A 24,896-nucleotide genomic window follows, 5' to 3' on the forward strand; every position below is an offset into this window, starting at 1 on the left:
CTACTCCTCTAATAGTTTTTCTACTTGTTCGATTTGTTTGGCAATTGTAAATTGTTGAATAAATTGACTAGCCTCATTGACATCGAAGTTTGAGGCAGATATCATGTAGTTCGTAATTGCCTGAGCTGCCTCTTGATTGCTCTCAATGATTTGTCCAAATCGTCCTTCTTGGGATAATTCCTCAGCACCTCCAACATCCGTAGATACAAAAGGAAGTCCCAGACTCAAGGCCTCCACATACACTCCAGGAAAACCTTCTTGTTTAGACATAGACAAGAGAACTTTCATCTGAGACAAATACTGATAAGGATTTTTTTGATAACCAAGGAAATGTACATAGTCTTCAAGCTCATACTCTTTGACTCGTTTTTTCAGTTCCTCTTCCATATCACCAGCCCCGATAAAATAGAGATGATAGTTTCTTCCCTCTCGGTGTAATAATCGTATCACTTCCACCACACGGTCAGAACCCTTATTTTCCTCAATCCGTCCAATGGTACAGATACTTTGAGGAGCAATCTCGATATCGATCTTCTCTTGAGATTTTTCTAGAATAGTCTTAAAATCATAACCATTGTAGACCGTCTGTAATTTCGAAGCATAGTCTGGATAGACTTCCTTGATAGAATGACTGGTCTTTTTTGAAATTCCTACAATGGTATCCGCAGCATCCAACTGGCGTCTATGTGATTCTCTTTTGGAGCTATCCTTAATAAATTCTTCGATACTTCCATGAATCCAAGAGATTTTCTTGACTTCTTTTCTTTTAGAGAACAAAAGTGGAGGATTCATAATGGTAAAGGAAACTTCAACATCATAGTCATCTTTCACCAGTATGCGACGTGTCAATCTTGGAAAATAAATTCTCATTCTCCACAAAAGAGCTCGAATCCATCTGGATTGGCGATAATCCTGAAGGGATTTTAAAATGCGTACATGCTTAGGAACAGATTCGTATCCCTTATCAAAATGTTCCATTTCAAGAATATCAATATCATACTTTTCTGGATCTAGATTTGAAACAATGGTAGATAGAATCTTTTCTGCACCACCCCCGAGAGAAAAAGACCACATAAAAAATAAGATTTTTTTCTTAGCCACCATATTCTCCCTTGTATTCTGTATAAGACTTATCCATATCAGCGATGACAGCATCATGATGTGGTAGCTGCTTGTCTGCTGGTGGAGGTGTCATGTAGTCTCCAAAAGCAGTGCTGAGATAGGCATCGTAGCCAACTGGGATGGGCATCTCTGTCTCTTCAAATGGCAAGAAGAGATTATCTTCAAAGGATGCGATTTGGTACTTATTTCTCATGTAGCCAGGCCCTGAGCATAACTCCGTGATTCCATCGCTCTCAGCTAGACCATACTTGGTCATTTCTTTTTCAGCTTTTTTCCAAATGCGATAACGAAGAGCTTTTGGCGTCAAACCGAGTAGAATGCGACTTCCCCATTTCATAAGTGCACCATGCTTTTCTGGAATAGTTTGGGCACAAAAGAGTGAATAGATCAAAGCCCAGCGAACCTGCTTTTTCCGCTCAGATGGATTTTTAGGATAATAATCCAAAGGCAAAACATCCAAGGCCAGACCATGTGGCAAATCCAAATCCTGCTGATAAGGTTTGATACAGGTGGTTTCCTTGTCACGAATGGTAATAAAAAGATTGCGGTCGACAAAATCCTTATTACTCTTTGACAAGAAATAACGCTCATCTGCATAACGAGGCCATAATTCTGCTAATTTCTCATAATCTTTACGGGGCATAAAAAAGTCTAGATCGTCATCCCAAGGAATAAAGCCCTTGTTTCGAAGGGCACCAATAGCACCTCCTCCACAGAGATAACAGAGCAAATCATGTTCTTTACAAAAGGCCACAAAATATTCAGCCATCTCCAGACTACGAGCCTGAATTGCTTTTAAATCAGTCATATTGTTCATTATTCTTTCTATCGTATCGTTTCATTATACCACAAATAAGGGATGAAAATCTATTGCAGACTGTAAAAAATCAAAGCCTGACTGCTAGATAAATAGCCTTCAAACTTTGATTTTTCTGTCTTAACTTATCTCATTCCCATTTGAGCTAGCTTGGTTTGATATTTATTTTGGTCTACTAAGAGTGCCTGTCCTCCATAGACATCATAGGCATCGACCCAATCACCTAGTTCTGGAACTGTTAATCTCTCAATGCCATTTTGCGCTCCATCTAGGAAGGATAAACCATTGGTCAGTAGGAAACTATACGGAACATTCGTAGAGGTCATCCCAAAGACCTTACCAAGTGCTTCTGATCCAGTAAAGAGTTTGGTTGGATCCTTGAGTTGTTGTAGAACAGCTGTCAACACTTGCTGTTGTCTCTTGGTACGACCATAATCACCTTCGTCATCATCACGGAAGCGAGCATAATTTAGCAAGGTCGAACCGTTCATCTGCTGTTTCCCAACTTTGATAGTCTGGGTTGGTGACTCTGTTTCCGTAGCATGTAAATCATCTCCGACTGTAGCTTCGGTTAAAGGTTGACCTTCTAAGGTTGAGAATTTGGCATCAATCGTCACACCATCAGGAAATAGAGTGTCAATAGCGGTTGCGAAGGCCTGAAAATCTACCAAAGCGTAATATTTAATATCCAAGTCAAAATTATCTTTCAATACTTGGCGAACCATTTCTGCCCCTTTTTGGCCTTCTTGTTCCCCTAGTTCATAGGCCACATTCAATTTATTATCGGATTGTTTTCTACCGTTAATGACTTGGCTATAACCGTCTATATAAACCAAATTATCACGCATGAAGCTGACCAGCTTAATTTTCTTATCTGAGCCACCAACATTTAGTACCATAATAGAATCCGTTCGCGTCTCAGCACTATTTTGGCCAATCCGTCCATCCGTTCCCATAATCAAAATATTGACCCCATCCTTGGTATCTTGACCATGAAAAACTTCTACTTGAGCTGCCTTAGCATTGGCAGGTTTGGTTGGATCCGCATTTGAATAACCTTTTAGGAACATAAAAATCATGCCAAAACCGACACAGGCTAGAAGAGCAAGTAATCCTGCAAAAATGCGCCCCCAACGAATCTTACGTTTTTTGGACTTAACCTTTGAAAGAGAATGACTTTTCTGATATTTTTTTGCACGACTTCGGTTACCATAGGATGGAAGAGGAGACTGATTGACTGGTTCCCTGAAAAACTCTTCCATATCGTGATTTTCATTATAAATTTCTGGAGAAGCTTCACTACTGCTAGCCATATTTAACTTACCTTGCAAGTAAGCAAACTCCTTTTTCTCTCGCTCATTGAGGTAATGAATGTTCTTAAAAAGATAGTCATAACGCAACTGCTCGTGATGGCTTAAAGGATTTTCTTTGCTCATCTTCTCTCCTTTCCATGGTCTGATATTGGATAAATAGGATAGGCACCCAGTACTTTATACTGGATTCCAATCGCTTCTAATTCTTTTTGGGCAAAGTGGACCAGATTCTTATCGGCATAATCCACATCGATAATGAAAAAGTATTCGCCCAGTGCTGTCTTGAGTGGACGACTTTCAATTTTTGTCAGGTCAATTCCTCTCCAAGCAAAGGTCGAAAGAGCCTTGTAGAGGGCACCGGGAAGGTTGTCCGGTAAGGTCAAGGCCAAACTCATTTTTTCAGTTTCTGCTTGCAAAGGAATGGCTGCACCTTCAGCTCCCAAAACCCAGAAACGTGTGAAATTAGCTTCCATTTCTTGAATATCTTCAGCAATCAGTTCTAAACCATATTCTTCAGCAGAACTTCTTGGTGCAATGGCTGCATAAGGCTGGTCTGGATGTTCGGAAATAAAACGGGCCGCATAAGCTGTACTAGCTGTTACCTCGATTTGGGCCTCTGGATATTGTTCATCGATGAATTTCTTTCCTTGAGCCAAGGCCTGTGGATGTGAAAAAATCTTTTCAATCTTAGTATGACCTGGAATCACCATCAACTGCTGATGAATAGGCTGAACGATTTCTGCAACTGCTTGAATGCGAGCCTGATGAAAAAGGTAGTCCAAGGTTTCATGAACACTACCCTCAATAGAATTTTCAACTGGCACCACAGAATAGTCCACTAATCCTTGCTCATAGGCCTTGATGACATCTGTAATATTGGCAAAGGCCTGCAATTCCTCCTGAGGAAAAGCTGTCTGCACAACATGGTGTGAAAATGATCCCTTGGGACCTAGATAAGCAATTTTCATCTCAGTTCCTCTATAATTTCCTCTGGGCTTAACTTGGTCACATCCAAAACCCGACTGGCCACTTCCTCATACCAAGCCTGTCTTTCTTGAAAAATAGCTGCTAATTCTTCCTTGCTATTATTTAGAAAAAGCGGACGCTGATTGTCCTTATCAGCTGATATGCGTTGGTAGAGGGTTTCAAAATCAGCTTTCAGATAGATATTATCAGAATTGGTTTTGAGTAAGTCGCGATTTTTCTGAGAAATGACTACTCCTCCACCAGTTGACACAACTTTGTCTCTTTGTAGTAACTCAGCTAGGACTTCAGACTCTACCTGACGAAAGGCTTCTTCTCCCATTTCGGAGAAAAATTCCGCAATAGACATGCCTAAGCGCTTCTCTATCAGATCATCCATATCAAGGTAATTAGGGTCCAAGCCTCTTGCAATAGTCGATTTGCCAGCCCCCATAAATCCTAGTAATATCTTAGCCATGAATCAAGCTCTCCAAATCATCAAAGAAGCTAGGATAGCTGGTATTGATGGCTTCAGCACGGTCAAGCTCCACTTCTCCATCTGCAACCAAGAGGGCCGCGATAGCCGTCATCATGCCGATACGGTGGTCCCCAAACGTATTGACTCTAGCACCGTGAAGGGCTGACTTCCCTTTGATAATCATTCCATCTGCCGTAGGAGTAATATCTGCTCCCATACTATTTAAGGCGTCTGCCACAACCTGAATGCGATCTGTTTCCTTAACCTTAAGTTCCTCAGCATCCTTAATAACTGTTACACCTTGAGCTTGGGTCGCAAGAAGAGCAATAATGGGCAATTCATCAATCAAGCGTGGAATCAAGGCACCACCAATCTCTGTTCCTTTCAAGTCAGAAGACTCAACAGTCAAAGTAGCAGATTTAGCAACTGGATCAATTTCAGTTATTTCTAGTTTTCCACCCATGGCGCGAATGACATCAATGATACCTGTACGCGTTTCGTTGATGCCCACATTTTTAAGCACCACACGAGAGTTTGGAACAATCAAACCTGCGACCAACCAAAAGGCTGCACTGGAAATATCTCCTGGAACAACCACCTTTTGTCCTGTCAATTTTTGTGGTCCTTGGACTGTGATTTTTTTGCCCTCCACACTTAAATGGCCACCAAATTGTTGCAACATATCTTCAGTATGATTACGGGTGCACTCTTTTTCGATAATTACGGACTCTCCCTGAGCCTGCAGGGCCGCAAACATCAAGGCTGACTTGACTTGGGCAGAGGCAATTGGCAACTCATATTGAATAGGTCTTAGGATTTTCGTCCCTTTTAAACGCAAAGGAGGCAAGTCTCGCTCAGTTTGCCCTGAAATGTTAACACCCATTTTTTTCAGCGGAATCGTCACACGGTCCATAGGACGTTTGGAAAGACTGTCATCTCCAAACATTTCTACTTCAAAGTCTGCACCAGCAAGAACACCTGAAATCAGACGAATCGAGGTTCCAGAATTTCCCATATCAAGGGCATTTTGCGGCGCTTTTAATCCATCCATGCCTACACCTTGAATAGTAATAACCCCATCTTTGTCCTCAATTTCAACACCAAGGTCACGAAAAACCTGCATGGTCGAAAGAACGTCTTCGCCACGCAGAATATCATAAACCTTGGTCTCACCCTCAGCCAAACTTCCAAAGATAATGGAACGATGACTAATAGACTTATCACCTGGAACTCGGATACTGCCATGTAAGTGGCTAATGTTTGTTTTTAGTTTCATACTGGACCTCATACTTGCAATACTTTTACCTATTTTATCATAAAAAGCCAGAAATTCCTTAAAAATTTCTGACTTTATGATAGTTATTTTCTTATTTTAGCAATTCTTTTCATTTTCAATTTACCAACTATCTGAAGAACCACCACCATCAAATCCACCGCCACCCCAATCATCTGAAGACCAAGATGAACTAGAACTACCAGAATCATATGAATCTGATCCACCATAAGAACTTGACTGTACTCTTTGTAAAGCATAGTAGCTTTTTGTGAGCTCGGAAGTCCAAGAAGCATTCCTCACAAAATCTTTATCGTTTGGATAGAGTTTCCCCTTCCCATTATAAGAGTATTGAGAGCGATTAAGCCTATCTAGGTGCTTTCTTTCAACTTCTGCGTAGTATGCTTCTATAAGTAATGTAGTCCAAGTGTCATTAGGGAGAAAACCTTTTGAGTCTGGATAGAGTTTGTTATATCCTTCGTACTGATATTGAGACCTAATTAAACGCTTATTTTTTTTATAGTCAGATTTACGTTCTTCAGTCCACGTATCATTAGGTACAAAGTCAGGAAAATCTGGATACAGCTTACCTTTTCCCTCGTACTCATACTTAGAAAAGCGGCATCTTTTTAAGTACTTGATCCACGTTGCTAAACTTAGTAAAAGAAAGAACAACAGATAGAACAATATCGGAAACGGAATGTAATCGAAGTACTTACTAAAGCCTTCATTATTTTTTAATGATTTTTCATAGCTTTTTGGAAGTCGATTATTTTCCTTCTTGTTTATGATTTCAGCTTTTCTAGACTCCGCTTTAGAAATGCCTACTAGAATTTTGTTAAGGGCATCAGTATATTTCCCTTCTTTCATGTACGGTTTAGAATCATTTAGTAAGGAACTGGCCTTAGAGTCAGTAAGCCAAATTGCTGCTTCGTTGGATGTTTCAATACGGAACTTCCTATCCTTTATAGCAATAGCAATTAAAATTCCACTGTTGGAATCTTGTTTCCCAACTTTCCATTTGCGTGCAACCTCATTGGCTACCTCTTCAATACTGGAGCCGTCCAGAGTATCTACAATATAAATACCCACTTGGGTTTCACTTCCAGCATTCATACTCTCTAACGTTTCTGCAACACTAGTGGTTAAATAACCGTTAGGATCGTAAATACCATTTAAAGGACGATCTGGAACAGCTATATTAGCCGCAACAATAGGCATAAAAAAGAATAAAGGGGTAATTAAGAGTATAAGTAACTTTTTCATAGAAGATACCCCACAAGACTAATCAGTTAAATTGACTTTAGGGACAACCTTTGCATCTTTCTCTGCTTCAATTAACTCAGCTCTTTGGAAACCAAACAAACTAGCTATCACACTAGTAGGAAAACGTCTAATGGTCTTATTATATTCTGTTGCAGTATCGTTATAATCTTTACGAGCGACAAACAAACGATTTTCAGTTCCCTCAAGCTCTGAAATTAGAGAAGACACTTGTGTATCAGCTTTTAACTCCGGATAATTTTCTTGAACAACTAGCAATCGAGAAATGGCAGAAGTTAATTCGCTCTCCCCTTCATTTTTTGTTTCTGTATTTCCTGAGCCAATCTTAGAACGAGCATCCGCAATCTTTGTAAAGATGTCTTCTTCGTGCTTCATATATCCTTTTACAGAATTTACAACATTTGGAATTAAGTCAGCTCTACGTTGAAGTGCCACTTCAATCTTCGAGTTAGCTTGTTTCACAGATTCATCTTTGCTGACAAGACTATTGTACGAACCTGTCAACACTATAATACTGATGAAGATAATTCCTACAGGAACTCCGATTAGAGCAATTAATTTTTTTGACATATTTTTTCCTATTTTCTATTGTTCATCATTTATCTACTATTTATCGATAATAAAAATTTCATTCTCTTTCATAATTGTTTCTATATTTATTATCTCATCAACAATTTCTAACTTATCAATTGAAGTAGAAAATAACAGTTATAAACTTTCAAATTCATTTTGTATTATAGTTATGATTTTCAATAGCCTATTTAATTTGTTTTGTATTTTGTTTATTAGTAAAGACATTCATCCCCACAATTATTATTAAACAGACCATTCTAATAGCTCTAGCTTATACAGTAGTTACCAATAATAATCATACGATTAAGAAAATACCTATAAGTAATGAACAAAATAATGTTCTTATTTTAGCAATTCTGAAACTGGTTCGAAAACAATTTTTTCAATGTCAGAAAGGTAAATTGCCAATTGTTGTTGCTTAGTAAAGAATTCTGACAAGAGGCTATTTCCTTGAATCTGCTTACCAAAGCCTTCCATCTTCGCTTGGAAGGAAGCGTCTGGCATTTGACCTGTCTGCGCTAGTCTTTGAATTTCCTCTTGGAAAGTAACATATTCTGTAAAGATTTTGCTTGCCTCAGCATCTGCTGCAATCGCATCTTTAGCTGCTTTAACAGCCTTGTATTCTGGTAATTCGCGTAGACCGCGACTGAGTTCATTTGCACTATCGTAAATATTTGACATAATTTTCTCCTTATTTGATGACGACTGTATAGTCTGTTTTTTCTGTTATGAGGTGCTCAGCTCGTTCCAAGTCTTGAGCGTTTTTAAATGAAATTTGTAGGATCCCGTGAATATCTTCACGGTTTTCCTCATTGATGTGAATATTAACCAAGGAAGTTCCACGTAGTAGTTCCAAAATCCTCAAGATGACGTTTTCTTCATCGGGAACGTCAACATAGAGGTCATAAGAGCTATCCACACCACCACGCTTATGGATTTCCATAGCCTGACGTTGCTCACGCGCTTGGTTGAAAAAATTCCAGATTTGCTCTTCATCTCCCTTGCTGATGGCTTGTCCAACCGCTTCTAAACGTTCCTTAAAATCCGCAATTCGATCCAGAATAGTTTCACGATTGGACAAGAGAATGGAGGTCCACATACCCGGCTCGCTTTCTGCAATTCGAGTCATATCTCGAAAACCACCGGCCGCAAATCGCCTTGCCATCTCATGTTCTTGAGCATAAACCGCGGTCTGCTCCATGAGACTGGAAGCCAGAATATGAGGAAAATGGCTAATCTGAGAAGTCACTCGATCGTGCTCCTTGGCATCAATCTCGATAAAACGGGCATGAAGACCTGAAAGCAGATCCTTCATTTCATCAAGCGTGTCCTGACTTGTCAGGCTTGAAGGTGTGAAGATATAATAGGCATTTTCAAAGAGATTGACATCCGCAGAGGCAGCCCCTGTCTTGTGACTACCAGCCATGGGATGGGCCCCGACAAAACGAACAGACTTGCCAGCCAAATATTGCTCCGCCGCATCCACAATAGCTGACTTGGTCGAACCGGCATCTGAAATAATCACGCCTTCTTTCAAGTCCAAGTCGGCCAACTCCTTAATGAAAGCAATGGTTTGTTTGATTGGCAAACTGAGAATAATGATATCTGCCAAAGGAGCAAAACTAGCAAAATCATCCGTTGCACGGTCAATCATGCCTTCTTTCAAGGCAATATCTCTCGAAGCTTGACTGCGATTATAACCTAAAATTTCATAATCTGGATGATCGCGTTTGATACCAAGTGCCATCGAGGCACCGATCAAACCAAGACCTGCGATATAGACTGTTTTTGCCATAGGAACTCCTTAATAGTTCTTTGTATAGTCTCGGTGTTTGGCTACCGCTTCTTTTAATTCCTCTAGATTGTCTGATGAGAATTTTTCAAGGATTTCTTGTGCCAGAACCGTTGCCACAACGGCTTCCATGACCACACCGGCTGCTGGAAGAGCGGTCGGATCACTTCTCTCCACGGTTGCCTTATAAGGTTCGTGGGTTTCGATATCCACACTCATAAGAGGCTTATAAAGAGTAGGAATAGGTTTCATAACTCCACGAACAACGATCGGTTGCCCATTAGTCATACCACCTTCGAAACCACCTAAATTATTGGTACGGCGGGTATAACCGTCTTCTTCAGACCAGAGAATTTCATCCATTACCTGGCTGCCTTTACGATAACCAGCTTCAAAGCCAAGACCAAATTCCACTCCTTTAAAGGCATTGATAGAGACAACTGCTTGGGCAAGTCTGGCATCTAATTTTCTGTCCCATTGGACATAGGAACCAAGACCAACTGGAACACCTCCAACGACTGTCTCCACAACCCCACCAATGGTATCACCGTCACGTTTGATTTGGTCAATATAATCCTTGATTTCTTGTTCTCGTTCTTGGTTAACAATAGAAACTTCAGACTGGACAGCTCTTTCCTTAATCTCAGCAACTGTGAGATTCTCAGGAACATCAATTTCCTTACCACCAAAGACTACGACATGGTTTGCAATCTCCATATCCAGCTCAGCCAATAGGCGTTTGGCTACTGCCCCAACTGCCACCCGCATGGTGGTTTCACGAGCTGATGAGCGCTCCAAAGAATTTCTCAAATCGTCAAAACGGTACTTGATCCCCCCAACCAAGTCGGCATGACCTGGACGTGGATGGGTGATTTTCCGTTTGCTTTTAAGGCGGTCTTCAATGTCCTCCACAGACATGATATCCAGCCATTTTTGGTGGTCTTTATTGATGACATCCATGGTAATGGGAGCCCCAGTAGTCCTCCCATGGCGAACACCCGAAGTAAAGATAACTTGGTCGCTCTCAATCTTCATACGACCACCGCGGCCGTATCCACCCTGACGACGTTTCAAATCCTCATTGATATCCTCAGCTGTCAAAGGAAGTCCAGCTGGAATTCCCTCAATGATAGCTGTCAGACGGGGGCCGTGTGATTCTCCTGCAGTTAAATATCTCATACACTCTCCTTATTTTACCAAGTAGTCTTTCATCTCTTCTAGAGAAACTGGGTGAATAGTCGCTGAACCAAGCTCTGGCACCAAGACCAATTTCAAGGTATTGCCACGCGCCTTCTTGTCATGAGTCAAAGCCTGATGAAGCTTGTCAACATCCCAGTTTTCATAGTCAACAGGCAAGCCAAATTTCTGACACATAGCTGTAATAGACTGAGTTATGCCAACTGGCATGAGACCTTTTTCCTCAGCAACCTTGGAAATCTGTACCATACCCATGGCCACAGCTTCTCCATGCATGACCTTGCCATAACCGGCCGTTGCTTCAATGGCATGACCAATGGTGTGCCCAAAATTGAGGTAAAGGCGTACACCATTGTCCAGCTCATCCTCAACCACCATCTTGCGCTTAACCTGACAAGAATGTTCAATCAAAGTATCCGCATGTTCCAGAATGCTCTCCACAGAACCATCTAGCTCCGTCAAGAGAACCCAAAGTACTGGATCCTCAATCAAGCCATACTTGATGACCTCACCCATTCCTTCAATCAACTCTCTTTTTCCGAGGGTTTCAAGGACAAGTGGGTCAATCAGAACCCCATCTGGTTGGGCAAAGGTGCCCACCATATTCTTAGCAAATGGAGTGTTAACGCCTGTCTTTCCGCCGATAGAAGAATCAACCTGAGCTGTCAAGCTAGTCGGTATCTGAACAAAATGAATGCCCCTCATATAGGTAGAGGCTACAAAACCAGCCAGGTCCCCAACGACACCGCCACCAAGAGCCACGATTCCATCGCTACGAGTCAGACCTTGCTTGACTAAAAATTCATAGACTTTCTGGACAGTGGTTAAATTCTTTCTTTCTTCCCCTTCTAAAAAGTCAAAAACTGCTACCTGAAAACCAGCATCTTCTAGGCTGAGCTTGACCTTCTCTGCATAAAGAGAAGCTACATGGTTATCTGTAACAATGACTACCTTTTGTGGTTGCCAGAGTTCTCGCAACCATTGACCAGCCTGAGCCAGACAGCCTTTTTCAATCTGAATATCATAAGGATGATGAGGAATATCGATTCTGATTTTCATAGGAGAGTCTCCTTTTCTTTATTGGTATTTTTCTGTTAAAGACTGCCAAATCTCTTCTGTTGGCATTCCCTTGCCTGTCCACAGTTGAAAAGCCTCTGCAGCTTGATAGAGCAACATTCCCAGACCATTGACAACTGGATTCCCCTGACTTCTGGCCCATTTCAAAAATGGTGTTTCAAAGGGTTGGTAAATGATATCTGCTACTAAAAGAGTTTCTGATAGGACAATGTTTTCAGGAACTGGAGATGATTGACCATCCATCCCTACACTTGTTGCATTGACCAGTAAATCCGACCCAGCAATCCTTGCTTGCAGTTCAGGAACATCTTCTAAAGCATACAAGTCCACCTTAAAACCTGTCTGCTCCTGTAACTTGTCTAGGTATGGTCTTGTTTTTTCCATGGAAACTGAACGAACAAAGACTGAAATCTGACTGACACCATCCAAAATAGCCTGTGCCAAGATTGATTTAGCCGCACCACCTGCACCAAGCAGGGTCATCTTTTTACCTGAAATTGTAAAAGAAGGCAAGCTCTTAAAAAATCCCTTGCCATCTGTATTATATCCAATTAAATTGCCATTCTCATTGACAACAGTATTAACCGCACCAATCAAGCGCGCTTCATCGCTCAATTCATCCAAATAAGAAATCACCTGCTCCTTATAGGGCATGGACAGGTTGATGCCAAACATCTGGTAGCGACGAATATTGGCCACTGTTTCTGCCAAGTCACCCGCTTCAATCTCCCAAGCCACGTAAGCACCATTGGTAGCTGTCGCCTCAAAGGCGCTATTGTGAATAAATGGGGAAATAGAATGCTTAATAGGATTGGCAACAACGGCAGCTAAACGTGTATAGCCATCAAGCTTCATCCAAAATCTCCCAAATTTTTTTCATATTAGCTAGGGAAATCTGACCTGGGGCACTGGCCTCATCTAGACTAGCAAAGGACCAGCTCGAACCTGTCATATCCGCAGTGATACGAGAGACCTTGCCCACCTTGCCCATAGAAATGGTCACATATTCCTGCTCAGGATTGAGGGTTTTAAAGCCTCGTGTATAGTTCATTAAGTCTAGCACATCCTGCTCCGTGTGAGCCATCACCGCAACCTTAACAAGTTTTGGATTTAGGCTCGTCAACTCTGACAAGATTTCCATCATGTTTTCAGGTGTTTCTTGGAAATTGTGGTAACTCAAAATGAGATTTGGGAAGTCCAGCATTTCCTCAAAAACATCCTTGTAGCTGTAATACTCAAAATCAATATAGTCTGGTTGATAGAGTTGCGCCACTTCCTTGATTAGATGGATATATTCTTCTGGAGAAAGATCAATTTCTCCCCCTTCAGCGCGAGTTCGCAGCGTGAAAACCAACTCACGGCCTGCGAATTTTTCAAAAATAGCTGGAGCCACCTGCAAAATCGCTTCCTTAGGCAGATAGTCGGCACGCCATTCAATGATGTCGGCATCCAGATACCTCGTGGCATCCAGAGCCTGAGCTTCCTCTAAACTTCTTGGCATTACTGAAACGATTAATTTCATTTACTAACCTTCATACTAATCACCTTGAGGTAATTACTACTTTCATCTTTTTTATTATAGGCGAAATCTGCTGGAAGACCGTATTTGTTTAAAATCTGGTAACTTCTTCCTGCAAAGCCTTTATCAATTTGTTCTGTAAATTTCTGGCGGGATACATTGGCAGCATTGGTGCTGGCAATGATAATACCGTCCGGATTTAAAATCTCAAGACTCTGGGAAATCAACTTGTGATAATCCTTGGCCACAGAGAACGTTTGTTTTTTGTTCCGAGCAAAGCTAGGCGGATCTAGGACAATCACATCATAAGTCAAGCCTTTTCGCTTAGCATACTTGAAATACTCAAAGACATCCATGACTATAAAACGATGGTCGTCTGTGCTGATTCCATTTGCCTGAAAATGTGCTTGAGACAATTCTCGTGAACGTTTAGCTAGGTCAACCGAAGTAGTCTGGCTTGCTCCTCCCATGGCCGCAGCTACTGAAAAGGCTGCTGTATAAGAAAACATGTTGAGCAAAGATTTGCCCATAGCCAATCCATCCACTAAACTACCGCGAACTTCATGCTGGTCTAGGAAAATCCCTGTCATCAAGCCATCGTTCATAAAGACTTGATACAAGACACCATTTTCCAGAACAGTGAAAAAATCAGGTGCTTCTTGGCCATAAATATGGGCAGATTCATAGTCCAAACCCTTAAAGCGGATCTTCTCATAGGTCCCTAACACCTCAGGAAAAACCTGTCTAAAAGCTTCTGAGATAACCTTGCGAATCTGATAAACATAAGAGTTATACCAAGAAAAGACAGCATAGTCGCCATAAAGGTCCACTGTCAGACCGCCAAAACCATCTCCCTCTTGGTTGAAGAGACGAAAGGCAGTTGTCAATTCGTCTTGATAGTAGGCACTTCTCTTTTCTTTAGCTTGTCTAAACAGCGTTTCAAAGAAAGCTTGATTGAAGGTCACCTTGTCTGTGCTGACAAACCAGCCCAAGCCCTTGTTCTGTTGGGAAAGGTAGGCAGTTCCAAGAAAATTTCCATCTTGACTATGAACTTCTACTTCCTGATCCTTGAGATGAACATCTGCAAGATCGCTAGCTTCTAGTAAAACTAGTCCTTTAGCGAGCTTCTTTTCAACCCTTTTACTGACTCTTATTCTATTCATAGTCACTATTATAGCAAATTTTATGACAATTCTCAAAAAAGAAACTACCCTTGCTTTTTTACTCTAGTTTTAAAAAATGGTATACTAATACTAATAAAAACTTAGGAAGTAATTGTGTGAGAATCAATTTTAACAAAATCCAAGAAGCCATGGGTACCAGACTGGGTTTTGTCCTAACCCTTTTAATCCTCTATTGGCTCAAAACCTTATTAGCCTATACCGTTGACTTTAATTTAGATATTCAAGTGGGCAAGCTGCAAGGGAATTACCTTGCCTTTATCGCTTTTTTCAATCCCCTTCCCTTGGGATTGCTCCTGCTGGCTCTAGCCCTCTATGCTCGGTCAACCAAGATCTTTTATGGCCTGAGTATAGCTATTTATAGCCTTTTGTTCATTTGGCTTTATTCCAATATCTTTTACTATCGAGAATTTAGTGACTTTATCACGGCCAATACCATGAAAGTGGTCAGCAAGGTATCTGTTGGTACTGCGGAACTAGAGTTACTGCGCTTTTGGGATTTTATCTATTTTATGGATTTCCCACTGCTGGCTTATCTTCTCTATAAAAAGATCATCCAGCTGGACAGGAGACCTTTCAAATTCCGCTCCAGTGTTGCTATCACTGCTCTCTCAGCCCTGCTCTTTTCTGCTAATCTTTTCTTGGCTGAAATCGAACGTCCCGATCTCCTATCGCGAGGATTTTCTAATTATTATGTTGTCCGCGCCCTTAGTTTGCCAGCCTTTTTAGGCTATAGTGCCAACCAATCCTACAGTGCCAACAAAGAACGTGCCAAGGCCTCTGAGACTGATCTTCAACCTATCACAGACTATATTCAAGAACATGCTGCTAAGCCTAATCCAGACTATTTTGGCTTGGCCAAAGGGAAAAATGTGATTTATCTCCACTTGGAGAGTTTTCAGCAGTTCCTACTTGACTATAAACTCAACATAGATGGAACTGAGCATGAAGTCACTCCCTTCCTAAATTCACTCTACCATTCGCAAGCAACCCTAGCCTTTTCGAATATCTTTAACCAAGTCAAGGCTGGTAAAACCTCAGATGCAGAAACCATGCTAGAGACCGGTTTGTTTGGACTTGACCAAGGTTCCTTTATGGTCAACTATGGAGGTACCAATACCCAGCAGGCAGCGCCTTTTATCCTAACAAAAAATGGCTATCAATCGAGTGCTGTCTTTCACGGTAATATCGGGACCTTCTGGAATCGAAATACGACCTATAAACAGTGGGGCTACCAATACTTCTTTGATGCTTCCTATTTTACCAAGCAAGACAGTAGCAATTCTTTCCAATATGGTTTAAATGATAAAATCATGATGAAAGATTCTATCCAATATCTAGAGCACTTGCAGCAGCCTTTTTATGCCAAGTATATCACGGTGTCCAATCACTATCCCTATGCTAGCAATCTAACAGGCGATGAGCTTGGTTTCCCACTGGCTAAAACCAAAGATGAAACCATCAATGGCTACTTCCAAACAGCTAACTATCTAGATAGTGCTATCAAGGCCTTCTTTGACTATCTCAAAGAAAGTGGCCTCTATGAAAAATCCATCATCGTCATCTACGGAGACCATTATGGAATTTCCAACTCCCGAAATCCTGATCTGGCACCCTTGATTGGAAAGACTTCTGAGAACTGGTCGAATTACGACAATGCCATGTTGCAACGAGTGCCTTTTATGGTGGTCATGCCTGGCTATGAAAAGGGACAAATCATCAATACCTACGGTGGACAAATCGATATCTTACCGACTCTCGAACACCTCCTTGGTATTGAGTCCAACTCCTTCCTTCAAGTCGGCCAAGACCTCCTATCACCAGACCACCAAGAAATCGTTGCCTTTCGAACTGCTAATTCCTTCGTCACACCCAAATATACTAGCTACGACGGACGAACCTACTATACTGAAAGCGGTCTTGAAATCAGTAATCTTGATGAACAAGCTCAGACTGAACTAGAAATCGTTCGGCAGGCAGCCAGCCAACAGCTAAAAATCAGCGACCAGATTCAAACTGGTGATTTAATACGTTTCTACCAAGCAGATCATCTTGGAAAAGTTGATACAGAAAGTATTTCTTACCTCAATTCCTTGCCAATTCTGCAAAAGATTGAGCAGGAAAAGGGAAGTCAGTCAACTAGCCTCTTTAGCAAACGACAAGGTAAGACCAGTACTGACCTTTTCAAGGCACCAAGTTACCAAGAACTCCATCCAGAGTCGGCAGAAACCGAATCAAAATCACAATAAAAAATGCTCTTCCATCGTGGAGGAGCATTTCTTTTTATAAAATAAAATTCAACGAAAATCAATGAAGAAACTAGCCTCAAATTTACTATGATATTGTAGATAGATAGGCTGTATCAGTAATATGTGTCTGTCAAATTTAGTGACAAAGATAATAGAATAAAGTTGAGAAGTCATAGAGAGAAGATAAATCAGCTTCAGTAGATATCTGGAAAATTTGATTTTATAGAAAAGCCTTTTGTTACAAACTCAATATACTATCAATAAATAATATTATAGAAGCAACAATAATTAAAATTTCACCTATCTGCATAATTCTATTTCGAACTCTAAATATATGTTCTATCAAAAACACTTGGATCACACACATTATAGGAATTAACGTTTTTGAAATTGAAAAATATCCAAATAAATAAACTATAAACAACAATAATAGAACTATATTACATTTCTTATTCAAAACATTCCTCCCTATATTTTTAATTACCAATCTTAATCATTTACAACTACATTCTAACAAACTATAAAAGCGTTTGTCGAATTGAATTTATCAAGCAAACGACCAACTAGCTCATCTTTTTTCTATTTCTGTCAATATACGTGACAGGTAGTAATGATAGCCAAAAATAGCAAGAGCTAGCAAGAGGATAAGAACTCCTACTCCCAAGCTGATGGCAAGGACAGGGGCGAGAGACTGAACCAAGAATAAGCTCCCTATTACAAGGGCCATTAAGATTGCACTATAAACCAAAATCAAAACAATTGCTACTATACGATTTGAACGGTTCACCAAGTCCGTAATGTTACTCCAATTGGTTGACAAATTTTTAACGTCCTTAAAGTAATGGTAGCAAGAAAGGATGACACTGGCAAGGGTCCAGACTACAAGAAGGTAAATCATCGAAAGGATGGGCAAGCCTAAATAAAGAGAAAGACCAAGCAAAGTCAGAACTGGTAAAAAGGACTGGACAGCAAATATAATCCAAAATTTTACTTTCACATAACGAGCAAAGTCAAAGGGTAAACTCTTCAGAAAATCAACATTTTCCCTCTCCAAGGATAAGGCAATTGAATGCAGGCTGGTGATATTGTTATTGACAACAGCTAGAAAGAGAGCTATAAAAAACAAGGGTAACCAGTATGGAGGATGAATGTCTGGAACTATCTGAGAATCTCGGATGTTGGAAATCAGACCGATCATCATGAGATAAGGAAGGAAAGCACTTGTAAAAAGCACTGTAATCACGCCAGTCCCCTGTCCCAAAAGGGTGAGGTGGTAGCGTAAAACCATACGGAAAAAGCCCTTTTTAGTAGTTGAAAGCCCCTCCTTACTGCGACGTTCTTTTTTGACCTTCTCCTCACTGTTAAGCAGAATCACGTCATAAAAACGAGGAAAAACCTTCTTTTTACTCAAGTAAAGCAAGAAGAGAGTTAGCCCTATCCAAGCGAGCAGACCCAGGATGGCTTCTGTCGAAAAAGGCCCCACTGCTATTTTGTAAAAGAGATGAATAGGATAAAGGAGAAATGGAATGTCTCTAACTTTGTCAACAATACGTCCAGAAGTCGACTGTAGAAAGAAGACAAATATTAAAGGTATGAGAACTCCTATCCCAATCATCACATTCGAAAAAATAGACTGATACTTTCTGAAGACCGTAGTCTGAGCCAAGAAATGTACTGCCACTACCATCACTAAAGTAACAGAGACAAATAATAAGGTCAAGGACAGTAGCATCAAAGGCAAGCCAAGCCAAAGAGAAGGTGCTAGCCTAATGTAGAGGACTAGAAAATAAGCTAGGATTGGTACAATTCCAGGCAGAGCTGGCAAGAGGACAGACAGTCCTTTAGCAATTATAATCTCTGATTCTTTAAAGGCATAAGGCCTATACGATACCAAGTCCTTACTCTCATAAAAGACATTGTAAAAGGCAGTTAAAGAAGTTGAAAAGGCAATCACTAGTAAAATAGCAACCATAAAACTAAAATAAACAGGCATTTCATCAAAAGGAAAATGATTGGCTATATTTATAAACATGATGAGCATCAAGAGACTGGAAAAAATGTAAGAACCTAGGACTCTAGCGGAAACATTTACTTTTTTCCCAGGATTTTTAGCTTGCTTCTTTCGTAGGTTAGCCAGATTAGCTTCTTGAGATGAATAGAGGATATTGATATCAACTAATTTTTTAATGACCTTGAGACGCATCCGCAACCTCCTCTTTTCTACCAGCAAGACTAAGGTAGATACTTTCCAAAGACTGGTCTGGGTGGTCTTTTCTCAAGTCCTCTACGCTACCACAATAAATCAAATGCCCTTTTTTCAAAATAGCAATCCGATCACAGACTTGCTCGGCTACCTCTAGGACATGGGTTGAAAACAAGACAGTCTTGCCTTTTTGTGCATGTTCCTTCATCATTTGCTTCAAATCAAAGGCAGCCTGGGGATCTAAACCAGTCAAGGGTTCGTCCAAGACCCAAATATCAGGATCAGACAAGAGTGCCCCGATGACAAAGACTTTCTGACGCATTCCGTGAGAAAAAGTTTCAATGACCTGATAGCGGTTTTCAGCAAAATCAAAAATTTTCAATAGCCTAGCTAGACTAGCCTCCAAGTCAGAGCTAGTTAGCTCATAGGATGAGGCAATCAATTCCCAAAATTCATTGGCCGTTAAGCGTAAAAATAAGTCAGGCGAGTCTGCTACGTAGCCAATCTTTCGTTTAATAGCCAAGCGATTTTCAGATAACTCCTGACCGTCTACCAAAATACGACCACTGCTGGGTGAAATAATACTGACTAAGGATTTTATGGTGGTCGATTTCCCAGCACCATTATGGCCAATCAAGCCCATAATCTCTCCATTTTCAATCTGCAGATTGAGATTGCTCAAGGCCTCTTTATCACCATACAACTTACTAACATTTTGAAATTCAATCATGAGAAATCTCCTCTCTTTATCTATGTAATTTACTATAATTATAGCGCTTTCATTTTAAAAATCAACATTTTATATAAAATAGTCAAAAACTTATTATTCAGTTTTACGCAAACGTTTGAGCTAAGCAATACTTTATGATAGAATAAAGAACAAGATTGACAAGTAAGAGGAAACATCATGCAAAATCAAACACTCATGCAATACTTTGAATGGTATCTGCCCCACGACGGTCAGCACTGGACGCATCTGGCTGAAGATGCTCCACACCTAGCTGATCTCGGTATCAGCCATGTCTGGATGCCACCAGCCTTCAAGGCTACCAATGAAAAAGATGTCGGCTATGGGGTCTATGACTTATTCGACCTAGGCGAGTTTAATCAAAAAGGTACTGTCCGCACCAAGTATGGTTTCAAAGAAGACTATCTTCAAGCCATTCAAGCTCTAAAAGCACAGGGAATTCAACCTATGGCCGATGTGGTGCTCAATCACAAGGCTGCTGCTGATCACATGGAAGCCTTTCAGGTTATTGAAGTGGATCCTGTAGACCGTACAGTTGAACTTGGGGAACCCTTCACCATCAATGGCTGGACTAGCTTTACCTTCGATGGTCGCCAAGATACCTACAATGACTTCCACTGGCACTGGTACCACTTCACTGGTACAGACTATGATGCCAAACGCCGAAAGTCTGGGATTTATCTGATTCAAGGAGACAACAAGGGTTGGGCAAATGAGGAATTGGTCGATAATGAAAACGGTAACTACGACTACCTCATGTATGCCGACCTAGACTTTAAACATCCTGAAGTCATCCAAAATATCTATGACTGGGCTGACTGGTTCATGGAAACAACTGGTGTAGCTGGTTTCCGCTTGGATGCCGTCAAACATATCGATTCTTTCTTTATGCGCAATTTCATCCGCGATATGAAGGAAAAATACGGTGAGGATTTCTATGTTTTTGGTGAATTCTGGAATCCTGACAAGGAAGCCAATCTGGACTATCTTGAAAAAACGGAAGAACGCTTTGACCTTGTCGATGTTCGTCTCCACCAGAATCTCTTTGAAGCCAGTCAAGCTGGCGCAAACTATGATCTTCGTGGTATTTTCACAGATAGCTTGGTTGAGCTCAAACCTTACAAGGCTGTAACCTTTGTCGACAACCACGATACCCAACGTGGTCAGGCTCTTGAATCTACTGTTAAAGAATGGTTCAAACCAGCAGCCTATGCCCTCATTCTATTACGCCAAGACGGCCTTCCATGTGTCTTTTACGGAGACTACTATGGGATTTCAGGGCAGTATGCTCAACAAGATTTCAAAGAAGGCCTTGACCGCCTCCTAGCCATCCGAAAAGATTTGGCCTATGGAGAGCAAACAGACTACTTTGATGATCCTAACTGTATCGGTTGGGTACGTTCAGGTGCTGAACATCAATCCCCAATCGCAGTTCTTATCTCAAATGACCAAGAAAACAGCAAGTCAATGTTTGTCGGCCAAGAATGGGCTAACCAAACCTTTGTAGATTTACTTGAAAACCACCAAGGTCAAGTTACAATTGATGAGGAAGGTTATGGACAATTTCCAGTCTCAGCTGCTTCGGTAAGTGTCTGGACTGCCAATACAATCTAATTGCCATTGATTATAAAGCCAGATCCAATCAGATTTGGCTTTTTTCTATTCACAAAAAGACCTACCCAAATGGATAGATCTTTATTTTCTTACAATTTACCTGCTACTGCATCCAACAATTCTTGGATCTTAGCTTGGTTGCTTCCTCCTGCCATGGCCATGTCTGGTTTACCACCACCACGTCCATCGACGATTGGTGCTAATTCTTTGACAAGGTTTCCTGCATGAAGGTCTTTTGTCTTGCTTGCTACAAGGACATTGACTTTATCACCAATAGCGGCAACTAGGACAAGAAGATCAGAGTAGTCTTTTTGTTTCCAGTTATCCGCAAAAGTACGAAGAGCACCAGCATCAGATACAGATACTTGGCTAGCAATGTAACGGTGACCATTGACTTCCTTCACATCCTTGAAGATATCGCCTGCGGCTGCAGCTGTGGCTTTTTCTTTCAACTCAGCATTTTCTTTTTGCAATTGACGAAGTTGTTCTTGAAGTCCTTCTACCTTGTGAGGTACTTCTTTAAGTTGAGGTGCTTTCAAGGTTGCTGCGACAGCTTTAAGAGCGTCCTCTTGTTCACGGTAGGCTTCAAAGGCTTCCTTACCAGTCACTGCCAAGATACGGCGAGTTCCTGATCCGATACCTTCTTCTTTGACAATCTTGAAGAGGCCAATCTCAGAAGTGTTACCAACGTGAGTACCACCACAAAGCTCGATAGAGTAGTCACCAATAGTAACAACACGGACTTCTTTGCCGTATTTCTCACCAAAGAGAGCCATAGCACCCATTTCTTTAGCAGTGTCAATATCCGTTTTAACTGTCTTCACTTCAAGAGCTTCCCAGATTTTTTCGTTGACTTGCTGTTCAATCGCACGCAATTCTTCTGCAGTTACTGCTTGGAAGTGTGTAAAGTCAAAGCGAAGGAATTCAACTTCGTTAAGAGATCCTGCTTGTGTTGCGTGGTTTCCAAGGATATTATGAAGGGCAGCGTGAAGCAAGTGAGTCGCAGTGTGGTTTTTCATAACACGGTGACGACGATTAGTATCGATTGCCAAGGTATATTCTTGGTTCAAGGTAAGTGGTGCAAGGACTTCAACTATATGAAGAGCTTGTCCGTTTGGTGCTTTTTGAACATTTGTCACAGTAGCCACAACCTTACCTGACTCATCCAAGATTTGTCCGTGGTCAGCGACCTGTCCACCCATTTCAGCATAGAATGGCGTTTCCGCAAAGATAAGAGAGGCAGTTCCTTCTGATACAGCTTCTACTTCTGCATTGTCCGCTACGATAGCCACTAATTTAGAAGGCAATTGGCTAGCATTGTAGTTGAAGACACTTTCTACAGTGATGTTTTGAAGAGTTTCATTTTGCATACCCATTGAGCCACCCTTAACAGCTGAGGCACGCGCACGTTCTTGTTGTTCTTTCATGGCTACTTCAAAACCTTCACGGTCTACAGTCATCCCAGCTTCTTCAGCGATTTCTTCAGTCAATTCAACTGGGAATCCATAAGTGTCATAGAGTTTGAAAACATCTGAACCAGCAATGACAGACTGACCTTTTTCTTTCAAGTCAGCTACAATGCCTTGGGCAAAGTGTTGACCTGAGTGAAGGGTTCGAGCAAATGATTCTTCTTCGCTCTTAACGATTTTTTCGATAAATTCACGTTTTTCAAGCACTTCTGGGTAGTAGCTTTCCATGATTTTTCCAACGGTTGGGACGAGTTTGTAAAGAAAAGGCTCGTTGATTCCCAATTTTTGACCATGCATAGAAGCACGACGGAGAAGACGACGAAGGACATAACCACGACCTTCATTTCCTGGAAGGGCACCATCACCGATGGCAAATGAAAGGGAACGGATGTGGTCTGCGATGACCTTAAAGCTCATGTTGTCGCCATCTTGGTCATAAACCTTACCAGACAATTTCTCCACTTCACGAATGATTGGCATGAAGAGGTCCGTTTCAAAGTTGGTCTTAGCCCCTTGGATAACGGCCACCAAACGCTCCAAACCAGCGCCCGTATCAATGTTCTTGTGTGGCAATTCCTTGTATTCGCTACGAGGAACAGCAGGATCTGCGTTAAATTGTGACAAAACGATGTTCCAGATTTCAATGTAACGGTCGTTTTCGATATCTTCTGCAAGAAGGCGAAGACCTATATTTTCTGGGTCAAAAGCTTCTCCTCGGTCAAAGAAAATTTCTGTATCAGGTCCAGAAGGCCCAGCACCGATTTCCCAAAAGTTATCTTCGATTGGAATTAAGTGGCTTGGGTCCACTCCCACTTCAATCCAACGGTTGTAAGAATCTTTATCATCTGGATAGTAAGTCATGTAAAGTTTCTCAGCTGGTAAGTCAAACCATTCAGGGCTTGTCAAAAGCTCATAAGCCCAAGTGATCGCTTCGTCTCGGAAGTAATCACCGATAGAGAAGTTCCCCAACATTTCAAACATAGTATGGTGACGTGCAGTCTTCCCTACGTTCTCGATGTCATTGGTACGGATCGCCTTTTGCGCATTGGTAATACGTGGATTCTCTGGGATAATAGTCCCATCAAAGTATTTCTTAAGGGTTGCTACCCCAGAGTTGATCCACAAAAGTGTTGGGTCATTTACAGGAACCAAACTCACTGATGGTTCTACAGAGTGACCTTTGGTTGCCCAGAAGTCAAGCCACATTTGGCGTACTTGTGCACTAGATAGTTGTTTCATATTGTCTCCTTATTTACTTGTTTAATGTGATTGGCTTTCCAGCATCTCCACATAGTCAATCGCGACACAGAGGGAAATGACTAGGTCTGCATAAGCGTCCTCAAGGACCGTTACGTTATAGGTAGAGGTCAGATGGAAGAGTTCCTTCTTAATTTCCGCAATCAGCTGATCGCGATCATCCAGCAATTTGAAATTCAAATCCCAGATATTGCCCTCGATACGAAGACCTAGATTATCAAACTCATACTTATCTCGCCAGAAGGTCAACTTCTTGCGAATGACAAAACTCGAGCCATCCCGAAGCTGAATCTCAAAACGAGGAAGCAAGGTCAAGATTTCTTTACTAATCTGACTGACTTGTTCACCATTAACATCATAGATGGTAAAAGTTTTGGGAATCTTAAAAAAATGATCCCTCTACCTGATAGGCGATTTCTCCCCTGTCATCCTTGATAGCGAAGCGTTCGCCTCCAAGACGAAACTTTTGTTTGACAAGAAATGTTTTCATCAACACCTCCAAAAATTAAAAGACAAGCTCATATCACGAAGGGCGAAAAACCGCGGTACCACCTTCATTCAATGAACTTGTCATTCTCTTATTCTTATGCAATTGTATGATTGAGTAGCATGACTTTCTAGCTTAGATGGCTCGCAGCACCGCCATTTCTCTGGACTAAGACAACTGAAAATCAAATCTCAACTTTCTTATTATATCGTTTTTTTAAGCTTGCGTCAACTGGAAATCATCTTAACTAATAGTAGTGAGGTAGGAGTGAAGACCTTTT

20 protein-coding genes and 1 pseudogene are annotated in these 24,896 nt (G+C 41.2%); 2 read left to right on the forward strand and 19 right to left on the reverse strand.

Going from position 1 to position 24,896, the window contains the following annotated elements:
* The 15 genes from ACLNCP_RS02230 to ACLNCP_RS02300 all read right to left on the reverse strand — a co-directional run bounded on the left by ACLNCP_RS02230 (window position 1) and on the right by ACLNCP_RS02300 (window position 14,571).
* Window positions 1–1,104, reverse strand: a complete 1,104-nt coding sequence (locus ACLNCP_RS02230; protein WP_424843979.1) for a glycosyltransferase — start codon at window positions 1,102–1,104, stop codon at window positions 1–3.
* A complete protein-coding gene (locus ACLNCP_RS02235) occupies window positions 1,094–1,939 on the reverse strand; it encodes a LicD family protein (protein ID WP_153198761.1) in 846 nt (281 codons plus the stop codon). Before ACLNCP_RS02235 ends, ACLNCP_RS02230 begins: the two co-directional genes overlap by 11 nt.
* 125 nt (window positions 1,940–2,064) lie before the next feature.
* Complete coding sequence (locus ACLNCP_RS02240; RefSeq protein ID WP_265475747.1) at window positions 2,065–3,375, reverse strand: LCP family protein; 1,311 nt, start codon at window positions 3,373–3,375, stop codon at window positions 2,065–2,067.
* Window positions 3,372–4,220 (reverse strand): prephenate dehydratase, encoded by an 849-nt coding sequence (pheA, locus tag ACLNCP_RS02245; protein ID WP_265475748.1) that lies wholly within the window; start codon window positions 4,218–4,220, stop codon window positions 3,372–3,374. The genes ACLNCP_RS02240 and pheA overlap by 4 nt, the downstream gene beginning before the upstream one ends.
* Entirely contained in the window at window positions 4,217–4,693 is a 477-nt protein-coding gene (locus tag ACLNCP_RS02250) for a shikimate kinase (RefSeq protein ID WP_265475749.1), read from the reverse strand. Before ACLNCP_RS02250 ends, pheA begins: the two co-directional genes overlap by 4 nt.
* Window positions 4,686–5,969, reverse strand: a complete 1,284-nt coding sequence (gene aroA / locus ACLNCP_RS02255) for a 3-phosphoshikimate 1-carboxyvinyltransferase (protein ID WP_424843980.1) — start codon at window positions 5,967–5,969, stop codon at window positions 4,686–4,688. The genes ACLNCP_RS02250 and aroA overlap by 8 nt, the downstream gene beginning before the upstream one ends.
* Before the next feature lie 120 nt (window positions 5,970–6,089).
* Window positions 6,090–7,232 (reverse strand): TPM domain-containing protein, encoded by a 1,143-nt coding sequence (locus tag ACLNCP_RS02260; RefSeq protein ID WP_023946362.1) that lies wholly within the window; start codon window positions 7,230–7,232, stop codon window positions 6,090–6,092.
* 18 nt (window positions 7,233–7,250) lie between these two features.
* Window positions 7,251–7,820, reverse strand: a complete 570-nt coding sequence (locus ACLNCP_RS02265) for a LemA family protein (RefSeq protein ID WP_023946360.1) — start codon at window positions 7,818–7,820, stop codon at window positions 7,251–7,253.
* Window positions 7,821–8,165: 345 nt separating this feature from the next.
* A complete protein-coding gene (locus ACLNCP_RS02270; RefSeq protein ID WP_064276487.1) occupies window positions 8,166–8,504 on the reverse strand; it encodes a YlbF/YmcA family competence regulator in 339 nt (112 codons plus the stop codon).
* A gap of 10 nt (window positions 8,505–8,514) precedes the next feature.
* On the reverse strand, window positions 8,515–9,618 hold the full coding sequence (locus ACLNCP_RS02275; RefSeq protein ID WP_424843981.1) for a prephenate dehydrogenase: 1,104 nt from the start codon (window positions 9,616–9,618) through the stop codon (window positions 8,515–8,517).
* A gap of 9 nt (window positions 9,619–9,627) precedes the next feature.
* A complete protein-coding gene (aroC, locus tag ACLNCP_RS02280) occupies window positions 9,628–10,794 on the reverse strand; it encodes a chorismate synthase (RefSeq protein ID WP_424843982.1) in 1,167 nt (388 codons plus the stop codon).
* 9 nt (window positions 10,795–10,803) lie between these two features.
* Window positions 10,804–11,871, reverse strand: a complete 1,068-nt coding sequence (gene aroB / locus ACLNCP_RS02285) for a 3-dehydroquinate synthase (protein WP_261184412.1) — start codon at window positions 11,869–11,871, stop codon at window positions 10,804–10,806.
* 18 nt (window positions 11,872–11,889) lie between these two features.
* Window positions 11,890–12,744: a shikimate dehydrogenase gene (locus tag ACLNCP_RS02290; RefSeq protein WP_424843983.1), complete on the reverse strand. Its 855-nt coding sequence runs from the start codon at window positions 12,742–12,744 to the stop codon at window positions 11,890–11,892.
* Window positions 12,734–13,411 (reverse strand): type I 3-dehydroquinate dehydratase, encoded by a 678-nt coding sequence (aroD, locus tag ACLNCP_RS02295; RefSeq protein ID WP_424843984.1) that lies wholly within the window; start codon window positions 13,409–13,411, stop codon window positions 12,734–12,736. Before aroD ends, ACLNCP_RS02290 begins: the two co-directional genes overlap by 11 nt.
* Entirely contained in the window at window positions 13,408–14,571 is a 1,164-nt protein-coding gene (locus ACLNCP_RS02300) for a class I SAM-dependent methyltransferase (RefSeq protein ID WP_043901595.1), read from the reverse strand. Before ACLNCP_RS02300 ends, aroD begins: the two co-directional genes overlap by 4 nt.
* Window positions 14,572–14,720: 149 nt before the next feature.
* On the opposite strand from ACLNCP_RS02300, the gene ACLNCP_RS02305 reads away from it, so the two are divergent.
* Complete coding sequence (locus ACLNCP_RS02305) at window positions 14,721–16,838, forward strand: LTA synthase family protein (protein WP_424843999.1); 2,118 nt, start codon at window positions 14,721–14,723, stop codon at window positions 16,836–16,838.
* 568 nt (window positions 16,839–17,406) lie between these two features.
* On the opposite strand, the gene ACLNCP_RS02310 is transcribed toward ACLNCP_RS02305, so the two are convergent.
* Entirely contained in the window at window positions 17,407–19,041 is a 1,635-nt protein-coding gene (locus ACLNCP_RS02310; RefSeq protein ID WP_261065445.1) for a hypothetical protein, read from the reverse strand.
* The gene (locus ACLNCP_RS02315; protein WP_424843985.1) at window positions 19,022–19,771 is read right to left on the reverse strand and encodes an ABC transporter ATP-binding protein; all 750 of its coding nucleotides are present in this window, start codon (window positions 19,769–19,771) and stop codon (window positions 19,022–19,024) included. The genes ACLNCP_RS02310 and ACLNCP_RS02315 overlap by 20 nt, the downstream gene beginning before the upstream one ends.
* Before the next feature lie 177 nt (window positions 19,772–19,948).
* On the opposite strand from ACLNCP_RS02315, the gene ACLNCP_RS02320 reads away from it, so the two are divergent.
* Window positions 19,949–21,403: an alpha-amylase gene (locus ACLNCP_RS02320; protein ID WP_024056990.1), complete on the forward strand. Its 1,455-nt coding sequence runs from the start codon at window positions 19,949–19,951 to the stop codon at window positions 21,401–21,403.
* Between the two features lie 89 nt (window positions 21,404–21,492).
* On the opposite strand, the gene alaS is transcribed toward ACLNCP_RS02320, so the two are convergent.
* Together alaS and ACLNCP_RS02330 are read right to left on the reverse strand one after the other, a co-directional pair.
* A complete protein-coding gene (gene alaS, locus ACLNCP_RS02325; RefSeq protein ID WP_424843986.1) occupies window positions 21,493–24,111 on the reverse strand; it encodes an alanine--tRNA ligase in 2,619 nt (872 codons plus the stop codon).
* Between the two features lie 21 nt (window positions 24,112–24,132).
* Window positions 24,133–24,619: pseudogene (locus tag ACLNCP_RS02330) on the reverse strand (LURP-one-related/scramblase family protein).
* Window positions 24,620–24,896: the final 277 nt, after the last annotated feature.

Origin of the sequence: Streptococcus sp. CL6.35 (assembly GCF_049737915.1) — a bacterium.
Classification (GTDB): domain Bacteria; phylum Bacillota; class Bacilli; order Lactobacillales; family Streptococcaceae; genus Streptococcus.